The organism is Paenibacillus sp. MAHUQ-45 (assembly GCF_058133325.1).
Genome location: NZ_JBYUPV010000001.1, coordinates 52818 through 79373, shown reverse-complemented (window position 1 = coordinate 79373; position 26556 = coordinate 52818). Strand labels below are relative to the sequence as shown.

At 44.9% G+C, this 26556-nt stretch carries 23 protein-coding genes; 6 read left to right on the top strand and 17 right to left on the bottom strand.

The genetic code is table 11. The annotated features are described in order from the left end of the window. Nucleotides 1–52: 52 nt before the first annotated feature. Nucleotides 53–511, bottom strand: a complete 459-nt coding sequence (locus AC3Y23_RS00370) for a tautomerase family protein (protein ID WP_379194465.1) — start codon at nucleotides 509–511, stop codon at nucleotides 53–55. Between the two features lie 246 nt (nucleotides 512–757). Between AC3Y23_RS00370 and AC3Y23_RS00365 the strand changes: the two genes are divergently transcribed. Continuing rightward, nucleotides 758–1213, top strand: coding sequence for an Lrp/AsnC family transcriptional regulator (locus AC3Y23_RS00365; protein WP_379194463.1), 456 nt, complete (start codon nucleotides 758–760; stop codon nucleotides 1211–1213). Between the two features lie 75 nt (nucleotides 1214–1288). Here AC3Y23_RS00365 and AC3Y23_RS00360 read toward each other — a convergent pair whose 3' ends face one another. The 3 genes from AC3Y23_RS00360 to AC3Y23_RS00350 all read right to left on the bottom strand — a co-directional run bounded on the left by AC3Y23_RS00360 (nucleotide 1289) and on the right by AC3Y23_RS00350 (nucleotide 5878). Next, nucleotides 1289–2497: an MFS transporter gene (locus tag AC3Y23_RS00360; protein ID WP_379194461.1), complete on the bottom strand. Its 1209-nt coding sequence runs from the start codon at nucleotides 2495–2497 to the stop codon at nucleotides 1289–1291. Nucleotides 2498–3168: 671 nt separating this feature from the next. Then, nucleotides 3169–5511: a M13-type metalloendopeptidase gene (locus AC3Y23_RS00355; RefSeq protein ID WP_379194459.1), complete on the bottom strand. Its 2343-nt coding sequence runs from the start codon at nucleotides 5509–5511 to the stop codon at nucleotides 3169–3171. A gap of 55 nt (nucleotides 5512–5566) precedes the next feature. Beyond that, nucleotides 5567–5878 carry a YbjQ family protein gene (locus tag AC3Y23_RS00350; RefSeq protein ID WP_379194457.1) on the bottom strand — a complete coding sequence of 104 codons (312 nt, stop codon included), beginning with the start codon at nucleotides 5876–5878 and terminating at the stop codon, nucleotides 5567–5569. A gap of 183 nt (nucleotides 5879–6061) precedes the next feature. On the opposite strand from AC3Y23_RS00350, the gene AC3Y23_RS00345 reads away from it, so the two are divergent. Together AC3Y23_RS00345 and AC3Y23_RS00340 are read left to right on the top strand one after the other, a co-directional pair. Then, entirely contained in the window at nucleotides 6062–6796 is a 735-nt protein-coding gene (locus tag AC3Y23_RS00345) for a response regulator transcription factor (RefSeq protein ID WP_379195708.1), read from the top strand. Beyond that, entirely contained in the window at nucleotides 6793–8529 is a 1737-nt protein-coding gene (locus AC3Y23_RS00340) for a sensor histidine kinase (protein ID WP_379194455.1), read from the top strand. The genes AC3Y23_RS00345 and AC3Y23_RS00340 overlap by 4 nt, the downstream gene beginning before the upstream one ends. 208 nt (nucleotides 8530–8737) lie before the next feature. On the opposite strand, the gene AC3Y23_RS00335 is transcribed toward AC3Y23_RS00340, so the two are convergent. The 10 genes from AC3Y23_RS00335 to AC3Y23_RS00290 form a co-directional block, all read right to left on the bottom strand. Beyond that, on the bottom strand, nucleotides 8738–9529 hold the full coding sequence (locus AC3Y23_RS00335) for a CPBP family intramembrane glutamic endopeptidase (RefSeq protein WP_379194453.1): 792 nt from the start codon (nucleotides 9527–9529) through the stop codon (nucleotides 8738–8740). Between the two features lie 65 nt (nucleotides 9530–9594). Beyond that, complete coding sequence (locus AC3Y23_RS00330) at nucleotides 9595–10368, bottom strand: MerR family transcriptional regulator (RefSeq protein ID WP_379194451.1); 774 nt, start codon at nucleotides 10366–10368, stop codon at nucleotides 9595–9597. A gap of 210 nt (nucleotides 10369–10578) precedes the next feature. Then, nucleotides 10579–12498, bottom strand: a complete 1920-nt coding sequence (locus AC3Y23_RS00325) for a DHA2 family efflux MFS transporter permease subunit (protein ID WP_379194448.1) — start codon at nucleotides 12496–12498, stop codon at nucleotides 10579–10581. A gap of 121 nt (nucleotides 12499–12619) precedes the next feature. Further along, nucleotides 12620–13879, bottom strand: coding sequence for a TraB/GumN family protein (locus AC3Y23_RS00320; protein WP_379194446.1), 1260 nt, complete (start codon nucleotides 13877–13879; stop codon nucleotides 12620–12622). Nucleotides 13880–14123: 244 nt separating this feature from the next. Further along, nucleotides 14124–14909: a MerR family transcriptional regulator gene (locus AC3Y23_RS00315; protein ID WP_379194444.1), complete on the bottom strand. Its 786-nt coding sequence runs from the start codon at nucleotides 14907–14909 to the stop codon at nucleotides 14124–14126. 314 nt (nucleotides 14910–15223) lie between these two features. Continuing rightward, entirely contained in the window at nucleotides 15224–16483 is a 1260-nt protein-coding gene (locus AC3Y23_RS00310; protein WP_379194442.1) for a TraB/GumN family protein, read from the bottom strand. Nucleotides 16484–16661: 178 nt separating this feature from the next. Next, nucleotides 16662–17426 carry a MerR family transcriptional regulator gene (locus tag AC3Y23_RS00305; protein WP_379195706.1) on the bottom strand — a complete coding sequence of 255 codons (765 nt, stop codon included), beginning with the start codon at nucleotides 17424–17426 and terminating at the stop codon, nucleotides 16662–16664. Between the two features lie 444 nt (nucleotides 17427–17870). Then, nucleotides 17871–18182: a YbjQ family protein gene (locus AC3Y23_RS00300; protein WP_379194440.1), complete on the bottom strand. Its 312-nt coding sequence runs from the start codon at nucleotides 18180–18182 to the stop codon at nucleotides 17871–17873. A 111-nt stretch (nucleotides 18183–18293) separates the two neighbouring features. After that, nucleotides 18294–19547 carry a TraB/GumN family protein gene (locus AC3Y23_RS00295; RefSeq protein WP_379194437.1) on the bottom strand — a complete coding sequence of 418 codons (1254 nt, stop codon included), beginning with the start codon at nucleotides 19545–19547 and terminating at the stop codon, nucleotides 18294–18296. A 96-nt stretch (nucleotides 19548–19643) separates the two neighbouring features. Further along, on the bottom strand, nucleotides 19644–20390 hold the full coding sequence (locus AC3Y23_RS00290) for a MerR family transcriptional regulator (protein WP_379195704.1): 747 nt from the start codon (nucleotides 20388–20390) through the stop codon (nucleotides 19644–19646). A 226-nt stretch (nucleotides 20391–20616) separates the two neighbouring features. Here AC3Y23_RS00290 and AC3Y23_RS00285 point away from each other — a divergent pair, with 226 nt between their 5' ends. Together AC3Y23_RS00285 and AC3Y23_RS00280 are read left to right on the top strand one after the other, a co-directional pair. Continuing rightward, nucleotides 20617–22119: an alpha/beta hydrolase family protein gene (locus AC3Y23_RS00285; RefSeq protein ID WP_379194435.1), complete on the top strand. Its 1503-nt coding sequence runs from the start codon at nucleotides 20617–20619 to the stop codon at nucleotides 22117–22119. Nucleotides 22120–22619: 500 nt separating this feature from the next. Continuing rightward, on the top strand, nucleotides 22620–23228 hold the full coding sequence (locus tag AC3Y23_RS00280; RefSeq protein ID WP_379194433.1) for a TetR/AcrR family transcriptional regulator: 609 nt from the start codon (nucleotides 22620–22622) through the stop codon (nucleotides 23226–23228). A gap of 107 nt (nucleotides 23229–23335) precedes the next feature. Here the strand turns inward: AC3Y23_RS00280 and AC3Y23_RS00275 are convergent, their stop codons facing one another. Then, on the bottom strand, nucleotides 23336–24514 hold the full coding sequence (locus AC3Y23_RS00275; RefSeq protein ID WP_379194431.1) for an MFS transporter: 1179 nt from the start codon (nucleotides 24512–24514) through the stop codon (nucleotides 23336–23338). Between the two features lie 256 nt (nucleotides 24515–24770). Further along, nucleotides 24771–25076, bottom strand: coding sequence for an ArsR/SmtB family transcription factor (locus AC3Y23_RS00270; protein WP_379194429.1), 306 nt, complete (start codon nucleotides 25074–25076; stop codon nucleotides 24771–24773). Nucleotides 25077–25235: 159 nt separating this feature from the next. Between AC3Y23_RS00270 and AC3Y23_RS00265 the strand changes: the two genes are divergently transcribed. Beyond that, a complete protein-coding gene (locus AC3Y23_RS00265; protein ID WP_379194427.1) occupies nucleotides 25236–25670 on the top strand; it encodes a VOC family protein in 435 nt (144 codons plus the stop codon). A gap of 17 nt (nucleotides 25671–25687) precedes the next feature. On the opposite strand, the gene AC3Y23_RS00260 is transcribed toward AC3Y23_RS00265, so the two are convergent. Beyond that, nucleotides 25688–26542 carry an NAD-dependent epimerase/dehydratase family protein gene (locus AC3Y23_RS00260; protein WP_379194425.1) on the bottom strand — a complete coding sequence of 285 codons (855 nt, stop codon included), beginning with the start codon at nucleotides 26540–26542 and terminating at the stop codon, nucleotides 25688–25690. Nucleotides 26543–26556 lie beyond the last annotated feature (14 nt).

Genomic DNA, 26556 nt, shown 5'->3' with positions numbered 1-26556 from the left:
AAATCCGTACTGGATCATGCAGTGTTACAGGCTAAGTTTTTTGATTTGAAATTTAATCTCCTGTGACTTCTTGAGCCGCCTGAGCAGCGGCTGCACGAGCGGCCAACGCACTAAATTCTTCAACGCCAAATGCAGTTCCCTGCATTCCCCAACCACCTTCAGCAGCTTCTGTAAGAATGACCCAGGTACGTTTGAGAAGATTATCGTCACCAGCAATCCGCGCTACAATTTCTGTCGCTTCCTTCGTTACCTGCTTCTGCCCCTCCCGATTAAGTACACCTGGTGGTGTAATAATTTGGATTCTTACATTATTCGCCGCGTTTGTGCTTCCAGTATGAATATCTGTTGCTTTCAGCCGGTGAATAAATACTGCTGTATTGTCCAAATGAAACGGGCTAGGTGAAACAACGCCTTCTGCTCTAAGAATAGCATGGGCTAATGCTGTTCCTAATTCATTTTCTGTACCTGCTGGGAAAAGATGCTCTGGTGTGTACACATCGATCATTGGCATAGTATAATTCTCCTTTTTAAGTACGATTATGACGACCATCATAATCATATATTATGACGATCGTCATAGTCAATAATTCTCTAGCATATCCAATACTCATGTGATTGATTTCTTTTATCCAGACAGTTTATACTCATAATGAGTATTCCACTAATAGCATGAGTTTTCCCTGATAAGAGATTATCTCTCAAATGAAAATAAGTTCATTTACCAATAACACCTTAATTTTAAAAGGAGAGCTCAACCATGGATCAGATTGACCAGAATATCCTGTACCACCTTCAGCATCAAGCGCGAATTCCCATGACAGAGCTTGGCAAATCCGTCGGCCTGTCACAACCGGCTGTAACGGAAAGAGTAAAGCGGATGGAGGAAAAGGGAATCATCGAACAGTATCGTACGATTGTTTCGCCCGCAAAGGTCGGAAAACAGGCCGCAGCTTACATGCTGCTTCATACAAGAGACTGTGACGGTTTTATTGATTTTTGCCACTCCGCTCCTGAAGTCATTGAATGTCATCGGATAAGCGGAGAATATAATTACATGTTGAAAGTCGTTACTGATTCCATACAGTCTCTGGAGAAATTCGGAGATCAATGCGATAAATACGGAACTTATACCATTCTCATTGTCATGTCATCACCTATTGACCATAAATTCTTTATTTCTGAAGCTGGAAGCACCCTTATCAATAAAAATTAGAAGCTATAAACAAAAAGAAATCCGGCATTCAAACCGGATTTCTTTTTTTGCGATTCATCGTTATAGAATTTGTCTTTACTGTTTCAAACTTCGAAATCCGTGTTCTTTGGCACGTGCTGTAACGAATAGAGCAAGCAGGAGCAGGACGAGCACTACCCAAGGGAAGTTATGGACACCAAGTGTTCCAAGCAGAACACCTCCAATGATACCGCCCCCACCGATAGCTATGTTCCAACTGGTTACCAGCATGGACTGAGCTACATCAGCATTTTCGCCTGCTGTTTCCGCGACCGCTGTTTGAAGTAATGTCGCCGCTCCCCCAAACGTCAGCCCCCACAAGACAATACTGAAATAGATGATCACAGGTTGACCACTGCCAATACCAAGCAATACAGATGCTGCGGCGAAACCAGCCAGGCTGAATAAGGTAAGCAGTCGCAACCAACGGTCGATCAGCATGCCTGTCACCCAAATGCCAACAACAGAGGCAATACCAAATATAAGCAGGATCAAGTCTACTCGCCCAGCAAGTCCTGCCAGCGTAAGAAACGGTGCAATATAGGTGTAGAGGACGTTATGTGCGAGTACCCAGAACAACACAACAAAGAGAATGGATCGTACCCCAGGTATGAAGAAAACTTTACGAAGTGGAAGCCGCTGCTGGCCAACTTGCCCTGGAAAATCCGGTACTGCCTTGAATACCCAAAAGATAAGTAGCAGCGAGAGTATAGATGTGATCCCAAAGACAAGTCTCCATCCTATATAGCCCCCGACAAATGTTCCAATGGGAACACCAAGCAGAAGTCCGAGTGGAGTACCAATCATCGCCACCGCAAGCGCTCGTCCTCTTAATGATTCGTGCACCATACGGCGTGCATAGCCTGCTGTTATTCCCCATACAACACCACCGGATACCCCCGCGAAGAAACGGGCCGCAAGTGTCAAAATATAGCTCGTAGATAGACTTGTGATTGTGTTGAACACAAGAAAAACAACGATACACATCAGCAAAAGCGACCGTCTTCTCCAACCCCGTGTAGCCGTAATTAACGGTATCGCAGCCAAGGTGGAACCTAGCGCGTATAAGGTGATAAGCTGGCCGGCGAGAGCTTCCGAAATTCCAAGCCCATCACTGATCTGGGGCAATAACCCTGCTGGAAGCGTTTCGGTTAGGATACAGATAAACCCCGTCATCGCCAATGCCAGTAATCCACCCCATGGAAGACGTTCAGCAGAAGCATTACTCGTGGCACTCTGCGAGGATGAGGCCATGTTTCGGTTCATATGAATAACACCTCTAATCTATAAATTCTAGCGATTTATAGTTTACAGGATTAATTCTTTGTTTTACATGTATAAGTAACTGAATATCCGTCGTTTTTATTTTAATATCATTTATTTTTCTGTCGTATTCCTATAATTTAAAACCAACAGCACCAAAAGTAACATTTGCCCACAACTACTGTAGCACCATAAAAGAAAGGACCACCTTAACGGTTAGCCTGTCGTGTCATGAAACGTTTCTTTTTTTGCTAATCTCAACTCCCCCTTCACTAGTTGCCTTAGAGTGAAAAAGAGGGCTACATCCTCAACTAACGGCATTTTTGCACCTTATTTTTCTTTAAAATAGACAAATGAGGGAAATAAGGGTATTATTGTATCTTATTTTCTGGAAAAGTACGCTGGAGGGGGTATTCTGGAAGATTTAAGGTACAATATTGCACTTAATCTCCACTAACCCTTAGCTGTAGAGGAATTAAGGTACGAAAATGCCGTTAATTGCACTTTGATAATCCTTGTCGTCCCCACTCCAGATACTTACCCAAGCACTCTTGCTTCAACAAAAAGAGGGCTATAAGCAACAACATCATTAGACTAGCAAAAATAAAAGCGTTCTTGTACAAAAAAGCTGCGAGGTTAATAACCCCGCAGCTTCATTTTATTCATATCCTCTTTTACCAAAGAGTAATTCTATCTTCTGGAGCAATATACATTGCATCACCTTTTTTCACACCAAATGTAGTATAGAAATCATCAGTGTTACCAACTACGACATTTACCCTGAATTTCACAGGCGGGTTAGGATCGACGGCTAGCAGAAATGATGCAATTTCAGGAACAACCTTCTGTCTCCACACAGTTGCCCATGATTTATAGAACTCTTCCAGATTGGCATCCGGCAATTGTTTAGCCGCTTCAAGCGCAACCTGCAATCCGGCAATGTCGGCAATATTTTCTGGTAGTGTCCGTTGTCCGTTGATTTTTTGGCCCAGATACTCTAATTTGTTATATTGGTCAACAACAGCTTTAGTTTTAGCTTCGAATTTCTTAAAGTCTTCGGCTGTCCACCAGTTGGTCCGATTTCCAATCCCATCAAATTTGGAGCCATTGGAATCAAAGGTGTGAGAGATTTCATGCCCGATAACCGCACCTATAGCGCCGTAATTCTGGCTTGCGCTTTGATTTTTATCATAGAATGGCGCCTGAAGAGCCGCTGCTGGGAATGTAATGGTGTTGGTCAGCGGTTCGGAGATCATATTGGCTGTATTCGCTGCTATTCTCCACTCGTTCCGGTCAATGAGCTGATCAATTTTTGCAAATTTGCTTTTTGTAAGGACTGCTTGGATCGCCTGATTGTTCTCATACAATGTCTTGCCTGCATCGACCTTAAGCGCACCATACATGTCATCCAGTTTGTCCGGATAACCAATGTGTACTTTCAAATGATCCAGTTTTTTAATCGCTTCTTTTTTCGTCTGCTCAGACATCCAGTCATTTTTCAGGAATTTATTTTTATAAACGCTAATCATATTGTCTGCCATCTTGGAAATTTCCTGCTTTGCTTGTTCTCCAAGATAGGTCTTACCATAATATTGTCCAGCAACCTCTTTGAAATTAGCGTTAACAATATCGTAGATCGTGTCATCCGTTACTGCCATTTGTTCCTGACCAGCGGTGCCTCTGCTCAATTGCGTTGATTTTGCTATCATCTCATCAGATAGAAAACTCGCAGAGTTTAATACAAAAGTGGCGTAGGTCCAGCTTTTCATTTTCTCCCAATTTTTCTCATTAATAAACTTATCCAGATTGTTGAAATAATCCATTTTCATCAATGAGACCTTTTCTGGTGTTGTACCCGTAACATCGACGATGAATTTTTCGAGATCAATATTTTTACTATATGCCTTTAACTCTTTCAATGTTTTTGGAGTATAGAAGGATTCAACATTACTCTGATCTTCTGCTGTCATTGTATATTGGGCAAATTCTGCTTCGAATGCTACCGCTTCACCGGCAATTCGTTCGGCTGCTTCTTTGGTTTCCCCAACACTCACCAATAGATCTGCCAGCATGTTCTTGTATAGTCCTACCATTGCTTGACCTTGAGGATTGTCAGGTGAATACATGCTCTTTTCAAATTTCGGTTTAGGGGAATTGATGTACAGGATCGTTCTCGTTGCATCCTTCATATCGGACAAGATATCCAAAGTAAAGGGTAAAGCAAGTCCCCTAATATAGAGATCTTTTTGATTCTTTGCAAAATCGGCCAAGCTGTTTATCGATTTCAACTTCTGGATATCACCTTTAATAGCTTCGTACCCCTGTTTGTTAAGGGTTCCCCGATCAGCGGCAAGTTTATAGTACTTAATCATGTTGCCGAGCTCGTCATCTGTTTGGTCACGTCCGTTGGCTGCCATTTGTGCCATATCCTTCGACAACAGCTTAGTTACTGTATCACCAAGGTCACTTAAACCGCCTATGATGACTTTACCTGCCGGAATTTCGGTCGATGCCTTCCATTTCGCATTTACTGCTTCATAGAAGTCGTCTTGTAGTCTAGTTACTGCAGCTTCATTGGTCGGCTTCTGTTGCTGCGAGGTAAGGCTAACTTGACGCAGTGATTGGTTCCAGGCAACTTTGTAGCCTGCTGTTTCAGCGATAAACCGGAGTGGAACATACGTTACATTCTGGATTTGCTTAGGCGCTGTGTCCAGCTTGATTGCTTTTCCGTTTACAGTTGCGCTTGTGCTGCCAACCTTCAGGGATAATGTGAGACCAGCTTTAGTACCGCTTAAGGTACGGGTCTTGGCATCCCATTTCACTTGGACACCCAGCTTCTCCAGAAGCGGTTGTACCGGGACAAGTGTCACTCCTTTTTCAACGATCGGTGCGGACTTGCTGAACTGGATTTGCTGACCATTCAGTGATACGGATAAAGCTTTTTCTACTGCATGAACGGATGAGAGTCCAGAGGTTAGTAAGCTGAGGGAAAGTATTGTAGCGCTAAGTTTTTTCATCTGCGTATAAGCTCCTTTTCGTGAAATTATAGAGTGGAACAATGATTCATCAAGATTAGATAATCACTGCTGTTCCACTGACAGCGACCATCATCATGTCCTGGCGGACAACTGCGTAATTGATACCTACACCGATAACTGCATTGGCTCCCATCTGCGAAGCTTGCTGGGTCATTTCTGTAAAAGCTGCGTCTTTTGCCTCCCTTAGTTTGGTTTCATAAGCTTTCGATCGTCCGCCTACAAGATCTCTAAATGAAGCAAGAATATCTCTTCCGACATTAGCTCCCATGATGACTTCTCCCGTAGCCACGCCAATGTATTGCCTAACTGGAGAACCATCCACGACCGCGGTGGTTGTAATAATCAAGTGACTGCCTCCTAAGAACAACTAGTGTGTTATCCGTTGTTCTGAACCTATTTCTTATGGATTCTATCCTACCAGCCCCTGTGAAACAGAGCCTAAACGAATAGATAAACATTAGCTTAAGTTTGCTGCCTCAGTTTAGGTTCTGTTAATGTGAGTAGGCTACTATGGAGAGGGGTGAACATGATGACAAATCTATCCGGTATTAAAATCGCAATCGTTGACGACGAGCCTTCGATTGTCACGATGCTGCAAATGGTGCTGCGCAGGGAAGGATTCCATCAGCTGTACGCAGCTTCCACCTGTGCAGAAGCACTCGACATAGCGGAGCGCATAGCCCCCGATATCGTCCTGCTCGACATTATGCTCCCGGACGGCAGCGGACTAGAGCTTTGCTCGAAGCTTCGCGAATACGGTAATCCACATATTCTGTTTTTGACTGCCAAGGCTTCCGATCTCGATGTTCTGCGCGGCTTCGCCATGGGTGGGGATGATTATATTACGAAGCCCTTCAATCCCCTGGAAGTGACCGCAAGAATTCAGGCACGCATCCGTCGTTTGGAGCCTCAAGCGTCCATAGCCAATCCAGTGAAGCAGCCCGATCCGGGGATTTACCGGTTCGGCCGTTTCACCATCAACGAAGCCGAAGGCGAACTGATTGTGGAGGGACAGCCTGTTCCTTGTCCCGCTCAGGTGTTCCAATTGCTGCTGCACTTCTGTAAGCATCCCGGAGTGGTATTTTCCAAAACACAGCTCTATGACAAGGTGTGGGGGATCAACGGACAAGGAGATGACGCGACTGTAATGGTCCATATCCGGCGCATCCGCGAGCGGATTGAGATCAATCCAGGCGATCCGCAGCTGCTTCTTACCGTACGCGGGCTCGGCTACAAATTGGTGAAGGAACCGCAAGACCGATGAAGATCCAACAACGTATGGCTTTCCATTTCACATACCAGTTGATCTTTTATGCCCTGGTGATTCTCGCTCTCTCTTTGGCTGCCAGCGTCTTGTTCTACCAGAACATTACGAATAATGATTTACGCCGCAACTTTCCGGATGACGCTTTGCAGCTTATTGCCCAAGAAGCGTCTTTGAAGGGCGGAACGATTCATCTCTCCCCCGAATGGGACAAGCTCATCACGGAGAAAGGGATGTGGCTACAGGTTGTCAATGCTGAAGGAGAAGTTATCTACAACGTCAATAGCGTTGCTCATCCCTTACTGCCTGCCTCTTACTCCACCTCCGGGCTGCTGGATATCCAAGAAACCCGGAAGATTGGGACGTATGCTGTGCACACTCAGCTGACTTCGGCTTCTAACGGGCCGCTGCTGTACATACTGGGCTACCAAAGTTCTGAACTTGACCAGCTCACGTCCTGGTTCAATGCCTATGGGCAGCAGGGAAAGGTGCGGAGCAATGCGGTTCCTCTACTAGAGCAGCAGCTGCGCCAGACGGGCTCCTACCTGCAGGTAATCGACCCTGAGAGCCATATTGTACAAGGCATCGGGGATAAAGCTTATGAACATAAAGCGTACCGTCCGTTAGATATTTTGACGATCCAGCAATCACCGAGCTATTATGACACGAATATTGTCACTCATCGGGACGAGCAGAGTGGAATGAAATGGATTCTCTATACAACCAATACAGCAGGAAAACCATTGAAGCACCCTGTGTATGATTCGGCAACGCGTAACCTCACCTGGTTTGCAGGTCTTGTCCTGCTCTTGGCGGTACCCATCTCCATCTGGCATGGTAATCGCTACGGTCAGCCGCTGATTTTGTTCGCAGGCTGGTTCGAACGGATGGGACGAGGACAATACAATGAGGTACTGACTGCCAAGGATAAACGCAAAATATTTCGCCGCAACGGCACGCTGCGAATTCGTTACAGACTCTATAAAGAAGTGATAGAATCCTTCTATCAAATGGCTCATCAGTTGGCTCAGACCGAGAAGGAACGGGAACGGCTGGAAAAGATGCAATCGGAGTGGATGTCAGGAATCTCCCACGATCTGCGCACGCCCCTGGCTACGATTCAAGGCTATGGATATATGCTGGAAAGCTTGCCTGAATGGAGTAACGAGGATATGCGGACCATGGGCACGACGATTCGCGAAAAGGGTGAGTATATGCTTGAGTTAATCTCCGACTTTTCTATGATTCATCAGCTCAAGCAAGGAGATTACATTATGGAGCTCCGGGAGCTGGATTTGGACGAACTGGTACGCTGCTCTGTACTGAAGTACGTGAACGACGCCACCATGTCGGAATATCAGTTTCACTACGTTGGGGATGAGCTTCCCCTGGTGGTGAAGGCAGATGAGATTTGGTTGCAGCGGCTGATGGATAATCTGCTGTCCAACGCCGTGAAGCATAATCCGCCGGGCGTAGTCGTTACCGTCGCTATTAGCAAGGTGAATAACAAGGCATGCATACGAGTAATCGACAATGGCAAAGGAATGGATGAGGAGACACTACATCATTTGTTTAAGCGTTACTACCGGGGAACAAATACTGAAGAAAAGACGGAAGGTTCCGGGCTCGGGATGAGCATCGCCAAAACTATTGTGGAAGCGCATGGCGGCGAAATCCTTGTTCAATCCAAAGTGTGGCAAGGTACGAAAATTGAGATTTGGTTGCCCTGCTAAGCGAAAACCGGCAAGGCCTGACTCCTTTCCATCCTAGTGAGAGGGCAATCATCGTTATTAGATCAGCAAAAATAAAAGCGTTTGTGTTGCAAAAAAGCTGCGAGGTTAATAACCCGCAGCTTTCCTTTTTAAGGATATTCTATTTTAGCAGAGAGTAATTCTGTTCTATGGGGCAATGTGCATTTTATCGTCTTCTTTCACAGATGAATCAGGCGACGGGTCTTGACACGCTTTGGGCGCTATCGCGCCCTCTTTCGCGGCGGAGGATAATCGGAACCGTAATCGCTGCAGCGATCGCCAACACCGGAGCTAGTGCACCAGCGAGAGGAAACGACGACGAGCCATTCGTAGAAAAAATGCTAAAGTCCCAAAGTCCGTGCAGGAGCATGGCGAACACGAGCGATCCGGTAGACCTCCGGGCAAGATAGAAGATCGAACCGAGGCCGAAAGCGATCAATACCTGGAACAAGGCACCCGCCCCGATGCCCAGGAAGATGTTCGGCAGGTGGAAGACTGCGAACATCGCGGTTGCAAGCAGCCAGACCCCGGTTTCACCGAAGCGGCTGCGCAGAGCGACTATCAACTGACCCCGGTTGATCATGTCCTCATTGAAGCCGACCAAGATACTACCCACAATGAGATACAACCACATGAGGGGCGTGAAACGGCTGAAGTCACCGATCAGCATGTTCACGATCGCGATGACCATCATGATGATCGGGAGAGTCATCGTCCATCGTGAAAGACGCTGCCTTTCCAGCAGACTGGGGCGCCACCATCCGTAGATCGTGACCATTGTGATGGTCAGCACGGCACCGCCGGACAGTGGTATTACGTACCAGAGAAGAAGGGTCTGCGCACTCTCGCCTATTCGCGGGTAGTCGACACCATTGAGAACAAAGATCGCGTAGAAGACTGCGCTGTAGAGGAAATAGGTGAGAACACCCCATCGTACACGGGGACGAACTCGAAGGGCGGGATCCGAAGATTCTTGCAGCATGTCCCTATTATTTGACATCATAAACACTCCCACTATAAATTATTATTTTTATAACTTCACTGCTTTCACGTAATGTCGGGTGGCGTGCTCTGACTGAGTAGATGAACTAACGCTTCAACCAAGTAGTTCATAAGTTCCGGTTCGAATTTCGGAAAAAGCTGCAGATCCCACTCCCCTAGCGCTATTAGCGTTTCGATCGTCTCCAGTTCCTGTAGCGATTCGCCCAACATCTGCTCGATTATCAGCTTTATAGTAAGCGCACGCTCCTGCACAAGGTGATGTTCCGGTGGTAGCCCTTGCTTGGACATCACGAGCAGATCGTTCACCGTTATCATGATCTTACGTTCTACCTGATCTCGTTCTTCCGCGCTCAATCCACTTAGTAACACCGATTGTACGAATGTATCCGGCAGACGTTCGGAGAGCCATTGCTTCTGCTCCTCCTCATGCTGAATGGAACGAACCATCATCATAATAAGTCCTGGATCAATCGTGTCGTTATCATCAACGATTGCTATTGCCCGTTCAACCGTATCCACAATGCGCTGAATATGCTGCTGCTTCTTTAGCAGCAGCCCATATTGCAGCTTCAGAGAAGCATTAAAATCCTTACCGTCCTGTTCCAAATACTCGCTGATATCTTCCAAGGAGTAATCTAAATATTTCAAGGCCAATATTTGATGGAGACGGAACAAATCCTCATCAGAATAAGTACGGTATCCACCCTCGGTGTATCCGCTTGGCTTGAGCAGCCCCTTGCGGTCATAATATCGCAAAGTAGGTGTCGACGTTGAGGTCAATTTCGAGAATGAACCAACGGTATAATGCTTCTTACTCATCTTACTCAGCCCCTTTCTAGTTTCAGTATAAAGCTTAAAGTTACTTTAACCTCAAGTCCTTTTTTTGGACTCTAATTAAAAAAGATCTCCATATTAGTTCAAACTCCCCATAACGAGTAGGATTTTCTGGGTAAACAAAATAGCCAGTCACCGTTGGATTTCCGGCGACTGACTGATTAAACTGGCAAGGTACCTGTGAAGCCTGTCTTACTAATGGACAACAGTTCCACTTTCAGGTTGATTTAATCCTGCCTCTTGGGCATTTGGTTTGACACGCTTCATAAAAAACGAGATGAACAGGGCGATAATCGACATGACACCAGCGAAAATAAAGGCGCCTTTGATGCCAAAAACAAAGGAGGACGGCAAATGAGCTAACATCGCGGGATCTAGTTGAGCAAGATTAAGCCCATTACTCATATCAAATCCTTGATCACGCAAATAGTTTAACTGACCTGTCGCCAGCATCGTCATCGCCAACGCACTGCCAATCGCTCCAGCCACTTGCTGCAGCGTACTCATTATTGCTGTACCGTGTGGATATAATTCAGCCGGCAACTGGTTCATCCCATTGGTTTTTGCTGGCATCATGACCATCGACAAAGCTAACAAGAACGTACAATGCAAGGCAACAATTAACACAGTTGAGGTATTCACCGTAATCGTTGAGAAGAGAAACATAACGGCACCAATTAGAATCAGACCAGGTATAATTAGCCTTCTTGGTCCGTACTTATCAAACATTTTACCCATAAGAGGACCCATTATACCACTAATGAGCGTACCAGGTAGTAAGAGCAGTCCGGCCTGTAAGGTGTTTTTTCCAAGACCGTTCTGTAAGAGCATCGGCAACAACAGCATAGATGACAAAAGCAGCATCATCACTACAATAAATAGCACCACCGACAAACTAAACATTGGAAAACGGAACGTACGGAGATTCATGATCGGCGATTCTATACGCAATTGACGCCAAGTGAAGAGAATAAGGGCTACTACGCCGATAATTATGAAAGATATAACCAACATACTACTCCAGCCACTCTCTCCGGCTTTGCTGAACCCAAATAAGAGACTGCCAAAACCGATTGTTGAAAGCAGTAGCGAAAGAATATCAATTTTCGGACGTGTAATCACGGATATATTTTTCAAGAAGATTATGCCGAAGATTAGTGAAATAAAAAGAACTGTTCCGGAAATCCAGAAAATCCAATGCCAAGACAGCTTTTCAATAATTAAACCAGCAACGGTTGGACCAGAAGCAGGCGCAAGCGTCAATACAAGCCCCATCAATCCCATAGCTGCACCGCGCTTCTCTGCCGGGAAAAGAATCAGTATGGCATTCATCATAAGAGGTAATAGTAAGGCCAGGCCAGCCGCCTGGAAAAAACGCGCCACCAGCAGCACTTCAATATTAGGCGGGAAGCTGCCCGGGTAGAGCTGCCAATTCGTCTCCTCCAATGCACTTCCCGCTTCGCTGCTCCCCAGCCCTTGTAGTAATTCTCCAAACCACTGTTCCATGATTTGCATTAGAGCAAGCGCACGCTCCTGCACAAGGTGATGTTCCGGAGGCAGCCCTTGTTTGAACAGGATGAGCAGATCATTAAGCCCTATTGTGACCTCACGTTCTAGCTGGGTCCGTTCTTCCCGGCTTGCTCCGCTCATAAATATCGATTGTACGAGCGTATCCGGCAAACGACCGGAAAGCCACTGTCTCTGCTCTTCCTCATGCTGAACGGAACGAATCATCAGCATGAGGAGCTCAGGATCAAGCGTATCGTTATCCTTAACGACCTCTCTTACTCTTTCAATCGTAGCCACGACGCGCTGGATATGCTGCTGCTTCTGTAGCAGCAACTCATGTTGCATCTCCAGAGAAGCATGGAAATCCTTGCTGTCCTGCTCCAAATACTTGCTGATTTCATCCAAGGAGTAATCAAAATATTTCAAGTTTAATATTTGATGGAGCCGGAACAATTCGTCATCAGAATAGATACGATGTCCCTTTTCATTGTAGCCGCTCGGCTTGAGTAACCCCCTCCGCTCATAAAAGCGCAGCGTTCCTTCCGTGGTCGAGGTCAGTTTTGCAAAGGAACCAATGGTGTAATACGTCTTACTTATCGTGCTCACCCCCTTTCTAGCGCCAGTATAGCACCTGAAGTTACGTCAGGGGCAAGCACTTGTTTGAACTTTAAAAAGGGCCAACCTCACGGTTGGCCCTTTAGTATTTTGAACGATGATCTTCTAAATCCTAATGTTTTTTCACCTTAAAGCCTGCCTGCTCCAGCAATGGAACAATCCCCTTGTCGCCCAGCATGTGCCCAGACCCCACTGCAACCAAATGAGTTTGTTTTTTATCACTGTTCAGATAGTCTTTAATCTTCTCGAACATTGCTACATTGCGATCGGACATTATGCCTTTGTAATATTCAGGATCCCAGCCAGTTGATTTGCTTGCTTCAGCCAAGGCGTTATAATCGCCTGCTTTCCATATTTTCGGGAAGAAATCCGCAGGAACATCCGGAGCAGGGGGAACCACAGATTTTGGATCCAGACTTAGGAGTAGAATTCTTTCTTGTAGAGCGTCGGAGTAGCTATTATTAAGCCGGTAATTACCTTCTGTAGTTTCCAGCGAAATAACAGGCTTTTTCGCTTTGTTGGCCTTATTAATAAGGTACAGGTCAATACCCATTCCCGTTTCTAAGCCGTCATCTGCAATATTAGAGTAACTAATCTGTCCCTGGATCACCCACGGCTTTAAGTTATCAAAGCTATTTTCCGGCATTTCACGGGCGTTCAAGAATGCTTTAAGTTTTACATACGTTTCTGCGGAGACATGATTACTCAACGTATCCCCGTCTTTATAAAAACCCAGTTCCATTAACTGTTGTTGTACTTCTTTGGGATCAATCTTTGACATGTCAACCTCTACGCTCAAATCATCAGCATCATTGAGCGCACGCTCAATCTCCGGACGTAGCGGGTACATGCTATCGTCGGCTACGTGAACTGTACCTAACAGATAAACGGTGTTACCCTTGTTCTCTACCTTCCACATAAAACCATGACTTCCTTCAGACTGTTTCCCAGAGGTCAGCATCACCTGGTGCAGTGACGGATTCCAGGCCACCTGATAGCCTGCAGTTTCAGCGGCAAAGCGGAGCGGCACATACGTTTCATTCCCGATTTGCTTTGGTGCTACATCGAGCTTGACTGTTTTGCCGTTTGCAGTAGCATTTGTACTACCAATCTTCAGGGAGAAGGAGAGACCTTCTTTCGAACCGCTGACGGTACGGGTCGCTTGATCCCATTTTACTTGGACGCCCAGCTTCTCCAGAAGGGTACGCATGGGGACGAGTGTCACCCCTTTTTCGATAATCGGTGCAGATTTGCTGAACTGGATCTGCTCTCCGTTGAGTCCCACAGATAGAGCTTTTTCTGCTGCTTGAACAGAAGAAAATGCAGAGGTAAGCAAGGATAGAGAAATTAATGCAACACTAAGTTTTTTCATTGGTGTATAGCTCCTTCTAGTTAGAATAATAAAAAGTGGCTTTCTAGCATCAGCTTATCGCTTGACGTTACGTCAAGCGCAAGCATTCTTTTGGGCATATCAGCACAAAAAAGAGCCATAACCGAAATTCTCCGATCGAATGGAGTAGTTTGGACAACATTCGATGAATAAATTTAGGCATGACTCTATCAAATTAAAATTTAATCCGAAACATATAGAATAGCTATCACTTATATGGACCTAATCATTCGCCCCCTCCTTCAATCAGCGAAACCATCATATGAAAAAACACCTCACTCAAATAGTTCTTAAATTCCGGATCGAAGTGACCTGAGATCAATTGCGGATCCATCTCCTCCAGAACTCCTACCGCTTCGTTCTTCCACAGCTCCTGCAGCGGTTGTCCAAACGCCCGCTCGTATATCGGCTTCAGAGGAAGCGCATGCTCTTGTACAAGCGGATGATCCGGCGGCAGCCCTTGCTTGAACATGACAAGCAGATCATTAAGCGTCATCATCAGCTCACGTTCTAGCTCAAGCTGTTCCTCCAAGCTTGAACCACTCATAAACATCGATTGTACGAGTGCATCCGGCAGACGGTCGGACAGCCACTGCTTCTGCTCCTCCTCGTGCTGAATGGAATGAATCATTAGCATAATAAGCCCGGCATCGATCGTATGATTGTCCTTAACGAGCGCTCTTACCCGTTCTATCGTAGCCACAACACGCTGGATATGCTGCTGTTTCTGCAGCAGCATATTATATTGCATCTCCAGAGAAGCGTTAAAATCCTTACCGTCCTGCTCCAAATACTTGCCGATGTCATCCAAGGAGTAATCTAAATATTTTAAGGTTAATATTTGATGGAGTCGGAACAGATCCTCATCGGTATACATCCGATGTCCCTGTTCATTATAGCCGCTTGGCTTGAGCAACCCCTTACGATCATAAAAGCGCAGCGTACGTCCCGTCGTCGAGGTTAATTTAGCGAATGAACCAATGGTATGGTATGTCTTACTTATCTTTCTCATCTCCTTTTTAGTGTCAGTATAACGCCTGACGTAACGTCAAGCTCAAGCATTATTTCTTTGATCATATCAACAAAAAAAAGAGTCATAGCAAAAACTCTCCAATTGAATGATGTTGCCTGAACAGCATTCAATGGAGAGGGATGGTATAAATTAATATTTTCTTTCAGTTCCTAGTCTATGGGTACTACTAACTCTGTCTTCTGGAGAAACATATATTGCATCGTCCTTTTTACATTAGTTCCTTCGTTGTTATAGGTATTATTACTACATGCTAATGCAGAAATTATAGCATCCTCACCCAAGCTGCTTAAATGTTACTGTTTTACCACCTTGTATCCCGCCTTCTCCAGCGTTGTAACCAGACCAGAGTCGCCCGCAAAATGTGAAGCTCCAAGTGCAATCATATATGTTGCTTTTTTATCACTGTTCAGATAGCCTTTAATCTTCTCAGCCATTGCTAAATTACGGTCCGTCTGCATACCTTTGAAATAGTCATCATCCCAGCGAAGCGCATCGACAAATTTAACCAGGTTTTTTTCATCGCCAGTTTTCCATACTTTCAGAATATCATCCATCGACATTTCCGTAGCAGAAGAAGGCAAAGAGTTTGGATCCAGCATTTGAAGGATCAGCTTTTCCTGTAGCGAGTCGGAGAATTTATTGAAAACATCGTATTGGGACTCAAAAGTCTCTAGCCCAATAATTGGCTTTTTCGTATTGATGGCTTTGCCCATGAAATACATGTCAATACCCATACCTTCGTCTAAATCTTGTTTTGCCGATAGAATGGTCCCCATTTGTTGCGAAGCGTACCACGCCTTGATGTTATCGTAGCTATTTTCCGGCAGTCCATTTTCTTTCAGGAATGCTTGAACTTTGTTATAGGTTGCTGCAGAGATATGATCCTTCAGTGTGGTTCCGTCTTTATATTCACTCACATCAGTTATCAATTTAGTTAATTCGTCGGGAACGATCTTTGTAAAGTCGATCTCTACGCCCAAGTAGTCAGCAGCATTGAACGCATTCTCAATCTCCGGACGCAACGGGTATATAGTCTTGTCGACGGTGTGGATTGTACCAAGCATATACACGGTGTTGCCTTTATTCTCTACCTTCCACAAAAAGCCTTTGCTGCTTTCGGATTGCTGTCCAGAGGTAAGGCTAATCTGGCGCAGCGATTGATTCCAAGCCACTTGATAGCCTGTAGTTTCAGCAGCAAAGCGGAGCGGTACATACGTTACATTCTTGATTTGCTTTGGTGCTGCATCCAGCTTAACCGTTTTCCCGTTTGCCGTGGCATTCGTGCTGCCAATCTTCAAAGAGAAGGAGAGACCTTCTTTCGAACCACTGACGGTACGAGTCGCTTGATCCCATTTCACTTGGACGCCCAGCTTTTCCAGGAGCGGACGCAATGGGACGAGTGTCACTCCTTTTTCAATGATCGGTGCGGAGTTGCTGAATTGGATTTGCTCGCCGTTTAACTTTACGGATAAGGATTTTTCCGCTGCTTGAACGGAAGAATATGCAGAAGTAAGCAAGATCAGGGAAAGTATTACAGCGCTAATTTTTTTCATTAGTATATAACTCCTTCTAGTTGGAATAATAAAACGCAGTTTTAATCGTTAGAAAGCAACCTTTTTATATCCGATTTCTACATCTGTCTTTATCTCTATCTCTATCTCTATCTCTATCTCTATCTCTATAAGCAACCTTCATTATGCGTCGACGGACAACTTCGTTTGGGGTTGTAACCTATTGCTCTTCCTTCATCTTCTCCTCCCACATACGACGGAACAAATGAACGAACGCCTCAGACAAGTAATTCGCAAAGCTAGGCTCAAAGTTCGGGAAGAGCTGCGGATCCACCTCCTTCAGCACTCTTCCCGTCTCGTTCGTTCCTAGTTCCTCTAGCGGGTGTCCAAGTATCTGCTCGAAAAACAGCTTTAGAGCTTGCGCACGCTCCTGTACAAGTGGATCATCCGGCGACAGCCCCTGCTTGGACATAACGAGTAGATCATTAAACACTATCATCAGCTCAGTTTGCAGGTTTACTTCAACACTAAAAATAGATTGTACGAGTGAATCCGGCACACGCTCGGAGAGCCACTGCTTTTGCTCCTCCTCATGCTGAATGGAACGAATCATCTGCATAATAAGCTCTGGATCAATCGTATGGTTGTCCTTAACAATCGCTCTTGCCTGCTCAACCGTATCGACAACGCGCTGGATATGTTGCTGCTTCTGCAACAACAGCTCATATTGCAGCTCCAGAGAAGCATTAAAATCCTTGCCATCCTGCTCCAAATATTCGTGGATTTCATCCAACGAGTAGTCTAAATATTTTAAGGTTAATATTTGATGGAGCCGGAACAAGTCCTCGTCGGAATAGGCCCGGTATCCCTTTTCACTGTAGCTGCTTGGCTTAAGCAATCCCTTGCTATCATAAAAATGCAGCATCCGTTTCGTCGTTGAGGTCAGTTTAGCGAATGCACCAGCGGTATAATGTCTCTTATTTATCTTTCTCAGCCCCTTTCTAGCATCAGTATAAGGTGTAACGTTACGTTACACTCAAGCATTTTTTTATTCTATTCAAGATGAACTTAAAATCCTAACATAGGGCTCGGTCGTCACTACGGTGGAATGTTTGGACTTCCGGTCGTTATTGTCTCCAGATTTTTGGATTATACCGCTATTAGCGGATAAAATCCGGAGACTGCCTGTGCTTCCGATGCGAGCTTTCCTGCGGAAAGCTTTCAGACGAGCGCTTCGCTCCTACAGTTCCAAACTTCCCCCTTCACTCCTTCTCGCTTTTTGTTACTTTCTTTTGTTTATCTTATATAGTCAAAAAAAGAGCTCCCTAGTCAAACTCCTTATATCAAATGGAGCTGCCTGAATACTAAAAAACTAAATTAAAAATAGGGCTAACCTAATGGTTAGCCCTGCAATATTATGAACGACTACTTAGATAACAACTGCTGTTCCACTAACAGCGACCATCATCATGTCCTGGCGGACAACTGCGTAATTGATCCCTACGCCGATTACAGCGTTGGCCCCCATCGTCGAAGCGTGCTGGGTCATTTCTTTGAATGCCGCATCTCTTGCTTCCCTTAGCTTCGTTTCATAGGCTTTCGAACGCCCGCCTACCAAATCTCTAAATGAGGCAAGAATATCCCTCCCGACATTAGCTCCCATAATGACTTCACCGGTTGCCACACCGACATATTCTCTGACTGGGGAACCTTCAACGACTGCGGTTGTTGTAATAATCAAGTATTTCCCTCCTAACAAACAAATGGATTAGAGCTGATCTCCTGAAGAAAATAACAGAGCCAACCTAATGGCTAGCTCTACTGTGTAATAAGCAAGAATGATAAATAAGTGCTACTGTTTTATTACTTTGAAGCCTTCCTTTTCCAGCGATGGAACGATTCCTTCATTACCCAGCAAATGCAGCATTCCAACGACAACCAGATAGGTCTCTTTTTTATCACCATTCAGATAGCCTTTAATCTTTTGGGTCATTTCTTCGTTGCGGTCATTGATTAGACCTTGGAAGTATTCAGCATCCCAGCCAGTAGTGGTGAACTCATTCAAAGCTTTTTCATCGCCCTGGATCCATATTTTATTCAGATAATCTATCGATACATCCGGAGAAGGAGGCGTCACAGATTTAGGATCCAGATTCTGAAGCAGCAGTCTTTCCTGCAAGGCGTCGGAGAAGTTGTTGTTCATCTTCATCTGGGATTCCATAGTTTCTAGTGAGACTATCGGTTTTTTTGCTTCATTAGCCTTTTCAATCAGATAATTATCAATCCCTTTTTCTGGCGTAAAGCCATCTTTGGCAACTTGAATGTTCATGATCTGTTGTGTGACAAACCATGACTTGAAAATATCGAAGCTATTTTCGGGCATTCCATTGGCTTTCAGGAATGCTGTAACTTTGTTATACGTGTCTGCGGAGATATGATCCTTCAGTGTGGTTCCGTCTTTATAAACACCCAATTCCAATACCTGTTTTTGTAAATCTTCGGAAGTGACTGCCGACATATCGACCTCTACCCCCAAGTAGTTGGCAGCTTTTAACGCATTCTCAATCTCCGGACGCAGCGGATACATCCCTTCGGGTACATGATGGATTGAACCCATCACATACACCGTGTTACCTTTATTCTCCACCTTCCACAGAAAGCCGCGGCCTTCTGTATGCTGCTTTGAAGTAAGAGTAACCTTGCGCAGTGATTGATTCCAGGCCACTTGATAACCTGTAGTTTCAGCGACAAAGCGCAGCGGCACATAGGTTACATTCCGGATTTGCTTTGGCGCTGCATCCAGTTTGACGGCTTTGCCGTTTGCAGTGGCGTTTGTGCTGCCAATCTTCAGGGACAAGGAAAGGCTTCCTTTGGAGCCGCTGACGGTATGCGTCGCTTGGTCCCATTTTACGTTGACACCCAGCTTCTCCAGAAGAGGACGGAGTGGGACAAGGGTCACCCCTTTTTCTACAATGGGTGCGGAATTGCTGAACTGGATCTGCTCACCGTTTAGCCATACGGACGAGGCCTTCTCAGCTGCATGAGCGGAAGAAAGTCCAGAGGTAAGCAGGCCCAGGGTTAGTATTGTAGCGCTAAGTTTTTTCATTGATATACTGCTCCTTCTGTCGAAGTGAACTTAAGAATACGCCATTCAACAATCAGCTTTTCTAATTCTTAAGTTCAGCTTATATAGTTGTAATAGTCAAACGCGGTCTATTTCTCCCCATTGCCGAATTAACATTTGACCAAACGCTTCAATCAAGTAGTTCTTAAAATCTTGTTCCAGGTTCGGGAAGAGCTGCGGATCCATCTCCTCCAGCACTTTTCCGGTCTCGCTATTCCACAGCTCTTGCCCGAGCATCCGCTCGATCATCATAAACAGCGTAAACGCATGCTCCTGTACAAGGGGATGCTCCGGCGGCAGTCCTTGCTTGTACATCACCATCAGATCGTTTATCTCTAACGTAAACTCACGTTCTACCCGAATCCGTTCTTCTACACTTGATTCACTCATAAACACCGATTGTACGACCTCATCCGGCACACGATCGGAGAACCACTGCTTCTGCGCCTCCTCATGCTGAATGGAATGAATCAGCAGCATAATGAGCGAAGGATCCATCGTGTCATTATCCTTAACAATCTCTTTTACCCGTTTAACCGAAGCCACAACGCGCTGGATATGCTCTTGCTTCTCCATTAACAGCTCGTATTGCCTCTCCAGAGAAGTCTTAAAATCCTTGCTATCCTGTTCCAAATACTTTCCAATTTCGTCCAAGGAATAATCTAAATATTTTAAGGTCAATATTTGATGGAGTCGGAACAAATCGTCATCCGTATAGGTCCGGTGTCCCTGCTCATTGTAGCCGCTTGGCTTAAGCAGCCCTTTTTGATCATAAAAGTGAAGCGTACGTACCGTTGTAGAGGTCAGTTTAGCGAATGAACCAATCGTATAATATGTCTTACTTATCCTTCTCAGCTCCTTTCTAACGTCAGTGTAGCACCTGACGTAACGTCAGGCGCAAGCATTCTTTTATATGCTATCGAATTACAAAATTGTAAGGTAGCTTTAAGGTAGTTGTAAGGTAGATGTAAGGCAAATCGATAGTTTAGGCCAGTCTGGCAGGATAAGATTGGAACAAATCAATCAGAATTTTTTTAAAAGGAGAATCGAGATGAGGCTGTTTGAACTGTTGCTTTTTTTGTCAAACATCGGTTTGTTTGCATTAACAGTCCTATTAAAAAAAGGACAGCGTAGAATTCCAGTATTCGTTGCAAGCGGGATCGCCACACTTTTATTGGTCATTCATTGGACAGTGGAAGGATACAGAGTCCAGCTATTATTCCCATATTGCATAACGATCATTTTTTTAGCCATTTCAGGTTATAGTTATTTCAAAAAAACCGGACCCAAAAAGGTCCCGCGAGTCTTGTTGGGTTTAGCCTATACCGCTATAGCGACAATGCTGGTCGTAACAGCGGGTCTCATGTATGCTTTTCCTGTATTTAAACTGCCTGAACCGGCAGGTGAATTTAAGGTAGGAACGCGGGCTTTTCATTTCGTGGATCCAAATAGGGAAGAGATTTTCGGTGAAGCCAGAGATGGTAAGAGAGAATTAATGGTTCAGGTATGGTATCCGGCTCAAGCTGGCACCGGCAAGTATGCACCCTTAATTCCTGATACCCAGATTTTACGTTATATGGCCGCGAACTATGGTCTTCCCGGGTTTACTTTGCAACACCTGAAGTACGTATCCAGTCATGCTTATTCAGGGGCCGAAGTCTCTTCGGCACAGACTTCATACCCGCTGATCATTGCGAATCCCGGCTTTGGCTCTTCCAGGTTCCTCCACACGTCGCAAGCCGAAGATCTCGCGAGTCACGGATATATCGTGGCCGTGATCGACCACACCTACAATACATTTGCAACCGAGTTTCCGGACGGTCGAATCACGACTAGCTCAACCAACGACTTATTCTCGCCCGACCATGATTACCGGACGGAAAGCGGAAACCGCGACAAGCTCGGAAAGGTATTAACCGACGATGTGACGTTTACATTGGACCAATTCGCGCTCATCCAATCGGGGCAGATTCCAAGTCATCTAAAAGGGAGGATTGATCTCGGTCATGTCGGGGTGTTCGGTCATTCCATCGGCGGAGCGACGGCCTATGACGCTGCTTACGATCCACGAATCGCGGTTGGAATAGACCTGGATGGAGCGCTTTATCGACTGCGTGACAGAGAGGGTCTGCGAAAGCCGTTCTTGTTCATGAACTCGGAAAGCGAATTCGAAAGATTAAAGAAGGTAATGGATAACCACGCCTACACGGAGGCAGAGCTTAAACAAATGGGCAACACAAAAGAGTGGATGGATCAAGTAACGGAGGACAAAAAGCTAGAGCTTGAACGGATGCGCGAATCGGCCGACTCAGGGGGACAATTCCTCTATATCGAAAATTCAGAGCATTTGAATTTTACCGACGTACAATACATTTCTCCGATATTCAGAATGCTGGGCATTACAGGAAAGATTGCGCCCGAAAGAGCGAATTCCGTTATCAATGCCTATATGCTGGATTTCTTCGATAAGTATCTGAAAAATCAAGGCGGAGCCTTAATGAAAGGACCGGATAGCCGCTTTCCGGAGGTCAAGTTCGGAACCTCGCTATTATAATTACGGAAGGCTGCCGATTTTGATATGCTCCCCATCAAGTAGACAGGTTTAATAAATAAATCGCTACTTGTTGGGGAGTTTTCCTTTGTCTTAGAAGAACGAATAGATCAGTTGTAGAGGCACCAGTCGTCTTAACAGTTCAAAAAGAGGAAGCACTCCAAGTAACGGCATTTTTGTACCTTATTTTTCATTTATATAGGCAAAAAAGGGAAATAAGTGCATTATTGCATCTTATTTTTCGAAGAAACACGTCGGAGGGGCTATTCTGGTAGATTTAAGGTACAATATTGCACTTAATCTCCATTAATCCTTAGCTGCAGAGGATTTAGAGTACAAAAATACCGTTAATTATCCTTCTTATTTAAGATCTCTTTTTTCTTGCCTACGCGCTGGATATGCCGTTTGCATTCTGCGGGATTTTTGCTATCGTTATCTCATATAGCGTTTTTCAATTTTTCAAGCATAGAAGGAACCGTTCGTAAGGTTCCCAGGAGGGACTTATGACCAGAAGGCGATTGCCGGCAGAGGAAGCAAAAACAATTATTTTAAACCATGCCAAGCTGTTATTTATTGAAAAAGGTTATGATCGTGCTACAATGGATGACTTATGTACACTGACACAGATGAGTAAAGGCAATTTATATCATCATTTTAAAAATAAAGAGGTCCTCTTTCTCCAGTTGCTAAGCCAGCATGCCGAGCAAATGTCGCAAAGGTGGCTTCATTCGACCGAGCAATCCACCTCTCCTATCGAACAGTTAATTGAAATGGCTGAATTATTCGGGAGAGATTGCGAAAGTCCATTAATCCCAGCCATTGAAGAGTATGCTAAGACGCTATCCAGCGAATCTGAGGCATTGACTACATTAAAAGAGATTACGGAAATGGCTTATCGTGCAATAAGACAAGTGCTGCACAGAGGGATCGAGCACGGGGTTTTCATTAATGAGGATATCGAAACGTTGAGTTTCGGCGTAATGTCGACTTTGACGGGAGCAACGCAGCTCTGCCTGACAATGCCAAATTTAACCGGGGACGAATACGCTGCCCTGCATGTCAATGCGATCAAGCTGCTGTTAAAGGGCATTTCGATTGAGGATTCCAACTAAAGCTGCTAGCAATCGGTGTAAGAAGCCTCGAGCAACAGCTTATCGATATTGAAAAGGTTCCTTCTTCGCTATTAAAAGCCGATCAGGAACCTTTGATTTACCGGTGATTAAACGCGAGAGGTGGTCGCCTTTTGTTTCATTCGTGCATTCAACATCAGCGAGGCCATAATGGCAATGAATACACTGATCGCGCCAACCCATGTAATATGCGATAAGGAGGTTTGATTGACAACGATGCCGCCAATCCCGGCCCCTGCAGCCATTGATAATTGCATCGTGGATTGATTGAGACTCAGCATAACACCTGAATAATTCGGTTCAATTCGCACCATGTTATACTGCTGAGTAGGACCAGTTGACCAAGCTGCGAACGACCACAGCATCAGGATAACAACAATCGGTATCCATGAATTTGTAAGCATAACCGTAATCGTTAGTAAAATTAAGGCGATTACATGCAGTGTCATTCCCCCACCCAAGGTATGGGCAACGCCCCATTTATCCGCACTATAACCACCAAATTTGGAACCGATCAAGCTAGCGATACCAAAAGCTAGTAAAACGCTACTCAGTATATTTTCATTTAAACCGACAACTGTAAGAAGATAAGGTGAAATGTACGTATAAGCGATCGAGTAACCGCCCAGCCAAAAGAAGGTGATCGCAAGTCCGAGAGCGACCCTGCTATTTTTAAGGAAGCCCAGTTGCTTGGAAAGGGGTACAGGGGCATCACCTTTCACACGAGGAAGGCTGAAGTATAAAACGATCATGACTAACAGTCCCGCCAAAGAAAGCAGGCCAAATACCAATCTCCAGCCAAAATGGGCAGCAATCATTCGCCCGAGCGGTACACCAATAATTAATGACAAGGTGAAGCCCATGGTGACATTGGCAATCGAACTGGCCTGTTTACCTTCAGGTGCAATTTTGGCGGCGATAGCCAATGCTGATACAACGACGGTCCCCGCACCTAAAGCCATTAATGCCCGTGCGACAACAAAAAGTTCAAATCCTGGCAGCACAAACGCCAGCACATTAGCTATCACGAATACGCCGAGTGCGGCAACCAGTAACTTCTGTCGTTCAATCTTTGCTGTCAAAGCCATAACCACTGGCGTACAAATGGCATAAATGAATGAGAAAATCGTCACCAATTGCCCCGCCGAAGTAATCGATATATCTAAAGATAACGAAATTTTATCTAAAATCCCCGAAATCACATATTCGGATGTCCCCACCAAAAAACTGACAAGCGCCAATAAATATACTTTCCACGTGCCCTTCATTAATGTTTTCCCCTTTAACGAATTGATATATTATAATTTATCGATGCGTTTTTTTAAAAAAAATAAAAAGATTATCCCTTTATTTTCATCACGAGGCCCCCAGTCGTTGAATTCTTCGCTTTAAAAGCAGTTTTCAAATTGATACATTCCGATTTGTCGATGCATTGATCGAAAATAAATCGATCTTCCTGTGCTACTAGGATAATCATCAGAACAAGCGGCGAAGATTACTTCACCTAACTCCGCCGCTTGTGCTTTATTCAATCTCGCCTTTCAACAAAGCCAATGCTTCGCTAATTTTCGCCTCATCCCTTTTGTAATACGTATACTTACCTATGCGCTCACTGGTGATGAGCCCTACTCGTTGCAGGGTCGTCAAGTACTGGGAAGTGGTGGATTGTGTCATGTTCAATTTATCAGTCACCTGACAGACGCATACCCCGATTGTTCTCATATCAATCCCTTCATGGGGTATAAAATGCAGCTCAGGTTCCTTTAACCATTGCAAAATTTGGAGACGGGACTCGTTAGACAATGCTTTTAAAATCTCGATAGTATCCATATCAGCTATTATATCGATAATTACCGATATGTCAATGCAATATCTTGTTAAGATTATTAGTTATTGATCCAATAAAGTTCAAGCACATGTAAAAATATGTTATTCTAGAATCAGATGAGGTAACAAATGCAATCCAATATCTTAAGGAGCTGGTAAACTATGCGTCCAAATATTCACAACCAAATAGTTCAGATTTATTTACCTGTTACTGATATTCGAAGGTCTGTTGACTGGTACGTAAATACATTAGGTTACCAGGTCATTTGGGAGGAGCCGGAGGCAGCCAATCTAAGACTATTTGCAGGCCCGTTATTATTCTTAAAGAAAACTTCTGCGAACCAACCCATAAGGTTCTCAATCAATAACGAAAATTGCGCTGTGCTAAGCTTTAAAACATCCAATTTGGAAGCTTTACATGAAGATTTAAAAAATAAAAATATTGCTGTGGGCGAAATAACTAAATACGGTGACGGAAAAAATGGGCCATACCAAGATTTTATTATGTATGACCCTGATGGCCACCAATTAGAAATTAACAGTTACCCTGACTTAGCTGTGCTTAAATTCAGCGAATCTCCCTGTAAGGAATCTTAAGGGCTCGAATCAGATTTTCAGCTTAACGCTTGCACAAATCCTGTTCTCCAAGTCGGAAATTTCGGCTCCCAGCCATACTCATTCCGTGCCTTTGCATTCGAAGCCCCCCGTTCCCAGCCACTACCTCCCGCTTGAACTTCTGGTGCAGGCGCCTTTAAAGCTTCGGCATAGACAGGAATCCATGCTGTGCCTGGAGCAGGCTCATCGTCAACAATGTTAAGCGTTCCAGTCGACCAATCCAAGGCTAGTAAAGCGGCATTCGCCGCATCCTCAACATGTACAAAAGAAGAAATACCATTCGTTGCTGGAAGCTCGCTATTCCGCGCTTTTTCTGCCATCACGCCCCTAATGTCATACCAAGTACCTGCTCCATACAGTGTGCCATACCGAAGAATAACATGGTTCGGAATCTCTGCTACCGCTCCTTCCAATGCGACAATGCCATCAATGGTCGTTTTCCGTGGCGTAGGTGCTTCGATATCCAAGGAGACTTCTTCCGTTGCAGGTGTATCTCCCGGTTCGTAAGCCCAAGAGATACTCTGAGCGATGATTTTTTGTACGCCTGCCTGCTTAGCAGCATCCACTAAATTTCGGGTCCCTTCGATTCTAATCCGCGCGTTATCCGCAGAGCTCCAATTACTGAGCGAGGTAAGCTGATGAATGACCACATCTGGTTTGATCTCTCCAAGGACTTTAATCATTTCTTCCCGGTCAAAAGCATCTGCAATGATAGGCTTTGCTCCCAATGCCTCAATCGTCTGCTGCTGCCCCGGGTTATGCGTCATTCCTATAACTTCATGACCTGCCTTCACTAACTTTGGAAGCAAGATACGACCGATAACCCCGGTAGACCCAGCTACAAAAATTCTCATAATGAAAAAACCTC

Excerpts from the sequence above, each read along its gene's own strand:
- AC3Y23_RS00370 (WP_379194465.1), bottom strand. The coding sequence starts at position 511 with ATGCCAATGATCGATGTGTACACACCAGAGCATCTTTTCCCAGCAGGT.
- AC3Y23_RS00365 (WP_379194463.1), top strand. The coding sequence starts at position 758 with ATGGATCAGATTGACCAGAATATCCTGTACCACCTTCAGCATCAAGCG.
- AC3Y23_RS00360 (WP_379194461.1), bottom strand. The coding sequence starts at position 2,497 with ATGAACCGAAACATGGCCTCATCCTCGCAGAGTGCCACGAGTAATGCT.
- AC3Y23_RS00355 (WP_379194459.1), bottom strand. The coding sequence starts at position 5,511 with ATGAAAAAACTTAGCGCTACAATACTTTCCCTCAGCTTACTAACCTCT.
- AC3Y23_RS00345 (WP_379195708.1), top strand. The coding sequence starts at position 6,062 with ATGACAAATCTATCCGGTATTAAAATCGCAATCGTTGACGACGAGCCT.
- AC3Y23_RS00340 (WP_379194455.1), top strand. The coding sequence starts at position 6,793 with ATGAAGATCCAACAACGTATGGCTTTCCATTTCACATACCAGTTGATC.
- AC3Y23_RS00335 (WP_379194453.1), bottom strand. The coding sequence starts at position 9,529 with ATGCTGCAAGAATCTTCGGATCCCGCCCTTCGAGTTCGTCCCCGTGTA.
- AC3Y23_RS00330 (WP_379194451.1), bottom strand. The coding sequence starts at position 10,368 with ATGAGTAAGAAGCATTATACCGTTGGTTCATTCTCGAAATTGACCTCA.
- AC3Y23_RS00320 (WP_379194446.1), bottom strand. The coding sequence starts at position 13,879 with ATGAAAAAACTTAGTGTTGCATTAATTTCTCTATCCTTGCTTACCTCT.
- AC3Y23_RS00315 (WP_379194444.1), bottom strand. The coding sequence starts at position 14,909 with ATGAGAAAGATAAGTAAGACATACCATACCATTGGTTCATTCGCTAAA.
- AC3Y23_RS00310 (WP_379194442.1), bottom strand. The coding sequence starts at position 16,483 with ATGAAAAAAATTAGCGCTGTAATACTTTCCCTGATCTTGCTTACTTCT.
- AC3Y23_RS00295 (WP_379194437.1), bottom strand. The coding sequence starts at position 19,547 with ATGAAAAAACTTAGCGCTACAATACTAACCCTGGGCCTGCTTACCTCT.
- AC3Y23_RS00285 (WP_379194435.1), top strand. The coding sequence starts at position 20,617 with ATGAGGCTGTTTGAACTGTTGCTTTTTTTGTCAAACATCGGTTTGTTT.
- AC3Y23_RS00280 (WP_379194433.1), top strand. The coding sequence starts at position 22,620 with ATGACCAGAAGGCGATTGCCGGCAGAGGAAGCAAAAACAATTATTTTA.
- AC3Y23_RS00275 (WP_379194431.1), bottom strand. The coding sequence starts at position 24,514 with ATGAAGGGCACGTGGAAAGTATATTTATTGGCGCTTGTCAGTTTTTTG.
- AC3Y23_RS00270 (WP_379194429.1), bottom strand. The coding sequence starts at position 25,076 with ATGGATACTATCGAGATTTTAAAAGCATTGTCTAACGAGTCCCGTCTC.
- AC3Y23_RS00265 (WP_379194427.1), top strand. The coding sequence starts at position 25,236 with ATGCGTCCAAATATTCACAACCAAATAGTTCAGATTTATTTACCTGTT.
- AC3Y23_RS00260 (WP_379194425.1), bottom strand. The coding sequence starts at position 26,542 with ATGAGAATTTTTGTAGCTGGGTCTACCGGGGTTATCGGTCGTATCTTG.